We start from the raw sequence: 5,038 nt of genomic DNA, 5'->3' as shown, positions 1-5,038 counted from the left end.
ATCGTGTCGCGGACTTGGCGTTCGGCGATTTCACGGGCGATGGCACGACAGACGTCTTCCGCGCCGGCTGACCGAAGCGCCGACGTCTATCTCTGGCAGCAAGGCCGTGTCCGGGATCGCTACCACTCAGCAAGCCGCCTCATCTAAGGCGCGTTCAACGACGTTGTGCCGCCAGTAAGCGATTGAGTCCAACCTGGGCGGTCGCCCCCGACGCAGTCTCGCCGTCCGGTGGGCGATCTGGTCGGCGCGTTCGGTAATGACAGCGTGAATACGCCTGCGAGGCATCAGGACCGATTACTCGCCGATGAATAAGGCTCGTCGGCGAGTAGCTGGGTAGGACGGTGCCGCGGCAGATCACCGGTCAGCCGCGGCACCGCGATGGCATCGAGCACGGCGGGCATCATCGGCCAGTCACCAACTCGGCCCGCATCGATGCAGCCGATTCGATGAGGCAAACCGAGTCGAGCACGCCGTTCTCCGCCGCGCCAGCCACCACACAGGTTCTACTCCGATCAATCAGGGTGTCCGGCGATGGGGGGCGCAGCTTTCCAGCGGCAGCGATTTACCCACGTCCGGCAGTCGGACGAGCACGATGTCTCCCCAATTCGTTGCGAGGGAATGCCGGAGTGACGTCTCCTTCAGCGCCCGCGGATCGAGCTTTCGCCGACCCTTCGTCCATAAAGTCGTACAACAGGTAGTCGGCTACCCATGGGCAATCAATGATCCAGCGGCGGCGTTCTCCCTGAAATCGAGTAGTCGAATTAGGAGTTCCGATGCGATGTCCAAAGAGCCATAGCTCAGGAGCTTCGAGAGCCGCTTGGTTTGCCGCGGGGGATCGGCGCTCAAATTCTGTCGACCGTTTTCACGGCTTGCGAACGCAACAGTGCCCCAACATTAACGCCCGACTATCAGAATACACCGCTAATCCCGAAAGATGCAGTGGTACATATGCTTTCGGAAACCGAATTACATTGCAGCGGAGAAAAGGCCGTCTCAGTGAGCGACGAAACTCTGCCGATCATCGCAAATCAGCAAGACTCCGACTGCATCGTCCTCAGCAGTAACAAAGAGTAAGCTCAATCCTTATCGGTGATCGATACGTCGAAATCCTACTGGACTGGCAGTAGCAGACGAGTCGATCAGACGTCAAGGCGACCGAGCGCCCCGCGCCAGAAAATTGTCAACCGAACAAGCAACCGAGGAGCACCATCATGACAGTGGTCCAGAACTTCATCGACGGCAAGCTCGTCGACTGTGTCGGCGGTGCGACGATGGCGCTCGTCGACCCCTCCACCGGGGAGCAGTACGGCACCGCCCCGGCGTCCAACGAACAGGACATCGACAACGCGTACGCAGCGGCGAACAGGGCGTTCCACGACTGGAAGCGCACGACACCGTCGCAACGCCAGCAGGCGCTGCTCGATTTCGCCGACGAGTTGGAGAATGTCGCCGACGCGCTTGTCGAGGCAGAGGGTCGAAACACCGGCAAGCCGAACCACCTCACCTTGGCCGCGGAGATCCCGCAGATGCTGGACCAGACCCGGTTCTTCGCGGGGGCGGCACGGGTGCTCGAGGGTAAGTCGGCCGGCGAGTACCTCGCGGGCCATACCTCGTGGATCCGCCGGGAGCCGATCGGCGTCATCGGGCAGGTGACGCCGTGGAATTACCCGATGATGATGGCGATCTGGAAGTTTGTTCCCGCGATCGCGGCGGGCAATACCGTGGTGATCAAGCCGAGCGACACCACCCCGGTGACCACGGTGATGCTGGCCGAGCTGGCCTCCGAGCACCTGCCGCCAGGCGTGCTGAACGTGGTCACCGGTGACCGCGTGACCGGCGCGGCGGTGGTGGCGCATCCGACCCCGACGATGGTGTCGATCACCGGATCGGTGGCCGCGGGCCGCGCGGTCGCGGAGTCGGCCGGCGGGCGGCTGAAGCGCACGCATCTGGAGTTGGGCGGCAAGGCACCGGTAATCGTGTTCCCCGACGCCGATATCGCCGCTGCCGCCAAAAGTATCGCGGCCTCGGGCTATTTCAACGCCGGGCAGGATTGCACGGCAGCCACCCGGGTGCTCGGTCACGCGTCGGTGGCCGATGATCTGACCGCAGCACTGGCAGAGCAGGCCAGCAGTGCAACAACGACTTTCGGCAAGGCAGTCAATGACGAGGAAGCCTGGGTTCCACCGGTCAACAACGCGAACCAACTACAGCGGGTGCTCTCCTTCCTCGATGAGGTCCCCGATCACGCTTCGGTCGTGGTCGGCGGGAACCGGCAGGGCGACCACGGGTATTACGTCGAGCCGACGGTCATCGGTGGGCTGCTCCAGCATGACCGGCTGAGCCAGAACGAGATCTTCGGCCCGGTGATCACCGTGCAGGCGTTCACCGACGAAGACGAGGCGATCCTATGGGCCAACGGCGTCGAATACGGGCTGGCGTCCTCGGTATGGACCAAGGACTTATCCAGGGCGCTCCGCGTGTCGGCCGCGCTCGACTTCGGCTGCGTATGGATCAACACCCACACCGCGCTGATCGCCGAGATGCCGCACGGCGGGTTCAAGTCGTCCGGGCACGGCAAGGACCTGTCGATGTACGGGCTGGAGGACTACACCCGCGTCAAGCACGTGATGGCCAAGATCGACTAGCCACCCACCTTTAAAATATTCAGCGTTTCTGCAGCTCAGAGCCTATGTGTCGCGAGCGGGGCTCGAACCCCCGAGCCCCGTGAACCGAATCGCGGGGTGAGAGTGATGCAGGACGACTGCTCAGAGTGACCTCATCTTCCCCGTCCATGCTTGCTCGATCGTCAGCCACCGTGCGAGCCGTTCAAGCGTCAGCGACGCTACCCGTTTATGGTCAACAGGCAATCCGATTTGTGCCGGTGCCGTTCGTCACCCCACGCCGCCGCTGTGTCGCTCTCGCGGCTCATCGCGGATGGTTCGCGTTGACCCAGCGGCCACACGCTTGTCGAGGATCTTCATACTCGGGGACGGTGAGCTGGCCGAGACCGTCCTGCTCGGAGACGATGCCCCTTTCGGCTCTTCAGGTAGCGCTGGCTCGGACCGGTCAGTCACTGCGCGCGGCGCCCACAACTGTCGTGAGAGCTGGCCCGCCAGGTATGCACCGGCCGCGTTCACCAGCACGTCGTCGACGGATGAGTGACGGCCGCTAGCAAGGGCGAACTGCACAGTCTCCACCGCGATCGAAGCTGCTGCTCCCGCCAACAGGATGCGGTACGAGCGGGCGAACCAGGGTCGGCGCACCGGCAACAGGAAGCCGAGTGCGGCGAAGACCAGCAGATTCCCACCGAACTGCTCGATTACCCGGTCGTCGGCCAGTACCTCGGCCAGATCACGCAGCGGCACGAGATTCACCGAACGGCCCGTTCCCGTCGGCGTGAGGATCATCCACAACCACGGCGCGGTACCCGTCACCATCCCGACATCGCATAGCGCAGCACGCCACCCGCACCGCCCAGCCAGCCACCAGGCCGCGAGACCGGCTAGCGGTATCGAGGTAATCGCGGCGATCGCGACCCCACCCCACGCCTCCCATGTCCCGTTCACACCGCCAGTATCACCCAAATCATCTGCGTCACAGGTCGGCTCGACAGACCATCCACACGACCCGCACCGCACACACACCAGCCAGGCGTCGGAATGGTCCGCTGTAAAGTTCAGCGGTTTTCGCAGCTCAGAGATATTTGTGGGGCGGGCGGGGCTCGAACCCGCGACCAATGGATTATGAGTCCACGGCTCTAACCGACTGAGCTACCGCCCCATGCCGCGGGGAACCGCGAGCGTTGGGGATGCTACCGGGTCCGGTGGGTCGGGGACCAGTCGGAGGGGGATCACTTAGGGTGGGTGGGTCGGAAACTTACTGGAGGGTCAGGTATGGCCGGTCTGTTCACGAAGGTGCTGAAGGCGCATCAGTGGGTGTACGAGAACAGTGGTGGGCTGGTGGGGCATCGGCTGCTGCTGGGCAATCCGACGCTGCTGTTGCGGACGGTGGGGCGCAAGTCCGGCAAGGAGCGGACTTCGGCGCTGACGTACGCGCGCGATGGTGAGGACTATCTGGTGACGGCGTCCAACGGTGGGTCGCCGCGGCCGCCGGGGTGGCTGGCGAACGTGAAAGCGCGACCGGAGTGCGAGATCCAGGTCGGGCGGCGGAAACTGACGGTGCGGGCCCGGGCGACGCTGCCGGATGATCCCGATTACGCCCGGCGGTGGGCGATCGTCGACAAGGTGAATCGGGGTCGCTACAGCGCCTATCAAAAGCTGACCAAGCGGCCCATCGCGGTCGTGGTACTGACCCCGGCCGGGCGGGGTCAGTCGTCGCGATAATCCTCGTCCCAGTCGTCCTCGTAGTCCTCGGCGTCGTCACGGTCGTCCCACGGCTCGGCTTCCTTCGGTGGCCGGCTGGCGAACTGCACTACAGCGACTACGAAGCCGAGGACCACGATGACGATACCGACGACGAGCAGAGTTTCCACCCCGGCACCCTAGCGCCGTCGTTCGAACCGCGCACTACGTCGATTGTCCAGTTCGTCGCTTTGTTCACACTGTTAACAAAGTGCGCCCCACCGCCGCCCTGGACTCGATGGCGGCGTGCGCCCGATCCGCTCCGTCGAGCGGGAAGGTCTGGCCGATGACCACCTGCAAGCGCCCCGCCGCGACCTCTTCCTGAGCCCGCCGGGCCAGCGCCTGCCAATCGACGCCCGCACCGGTGATGTCGAACAGGCCATAGACGGTGATGTCGCGCGCCGCCGCGTCCTCCCGGTCCAAAGCGGCGAATTCCCCTGCCGCAGCGCCGTATCCGAGGAAACGCCCACCGTCCGCGACGGCCGTGAGCGCGGCCTCGCCGAGCGCGCCGCCCGCCCCGTCGAACACGACGTGCGCGCCCGCTCCCCCGGTCGCGGCGCGTGCCTTCGCCGCCCAGTCGGGGGCGGAGTAGTCGACCACCGCGCTCGCGCCGAGCCGCTCGGCGAGTTCCAGCTTCGCGGCGCCGCGCGCGGCGGCGACGACGTTCGCACCCGCCG

Annotated in this window: 5 protein-coding genes and 1 tRNA gene; 2 read left to right on the top strand and 4 right to left on the bottom strand. The window is 64.9% G+C overall.

What is annotated here, in order from left to right:
- Positions 1-1,211 precede the first annotated feature (1,211 nt).
- Entirely contained in the window at positions 1,212-2,645 is a 1,434-nt protein-coding gene (locus ON19_RS08860; RefSeq protein WP_043688894.1) for an aminobutyraldehyde dehydrogenase, read from the top strand.
- Between the two features lie 246 nt (positions 2,646-2,891).
- Here the strand turns inward: ON19_RS08860 and ON19_RS08855 are convergent, their stop codons facing one another.
- On the bottom strand, positions 2,892-3,437 hold the full coding sequence (locus ON19_RS08855) for a VanZ family protein (protein WP_063709406.1): 546 nt from the start codon (positions 3,435-3,437) through the stop codon (positions 2,892-2,894).
- Between the two features lie 269 nt (positions 3,438-3,706).
- A tRNA-Ile gene (locus tag ON19_RS08850) sits at positions 3,707-3,780 on the bottom strand.
- Positions 3,781-3,893: 113 nt separating this feature from the next.
- Between ON19_RS08850 and ON19_RS08845 the strand changes: the two genes are divergently transcribed.
- Complete coding sequence (locus ON19_RS08845) at positions 3,894-4,343, top strand: nitroreductase/quinone reductase family protein (protein ID WP_043688892.1); 450 nt, start codon at positions 3,894-3,896, stop codon at positions 4,341-4,343.
- Here the strand turns inward: ON19_RS08845 and ON19_RS41715 are convergent.
- Both ON19_RS41715 and ON19_RS08840 read right to left on the bottom strand, forming a co-directional pair.
- Positions 4,328-4,492, bottom strand: a complete 165-nt coding sequence (locus ON19_RS41715) for a hypothetical protein (protein ID WP_157229632.1) — start codon at positions 4,490-4,492, stop codon at positions 4,328-4,330. The genes ON19_RS08845 and ON19_RS41715 overlap by 16 nt on opposite strands.
- A gap of 64 nt (positions 4,493-4,556) precedes the next feature.
- Positions 4,557-5,038, bottom strand: a 482-nt coding sequence (locus ON19_RS08840; protein WP_043688890.1) for a zinc-binding dehydrogenase, incomplete at its 5' end; no start/stop codon positions are given.

It is taken from the genome of Nocardia abscessus NBRC 100374, from assembly GCF_000308455.1.
Classification (GTDB): Bacteria; Actinomycetota; Actinomycetes; order Mycobacteriales; family Mycobacteriaceae; genus Nocardia; species Nocardia abscessus.
The sequence above is the reverse complement of the archived record's forward strand: the minus strand, read 5'-3'. Positions and strand labels throughout refer to the sequence as shown.

Coding starts and splice junctions, on each gene's coding strand:
- ON19_RS08860 (WP_043688894.1), top strand. CDS start 1,212: ATGACAGTGGTCCAGAACTTCATCGACGGCAAGCTCGTCGACTGTGTC.
- ON19_RS08855 (WP_063709406.1), bottom strand. CDS start 3,437: ATGGTGACGGGTACCGCGCCGTGGTTGTGGATGATCCTCACGCCGACG.
- ON19_RS08845 (WP_043688892.1), top strand. CDS start 3,894: ATGGCCGGTCTGTTCACGAAGGTGCTGAAGGCGCATCAGTGGGTGTAC.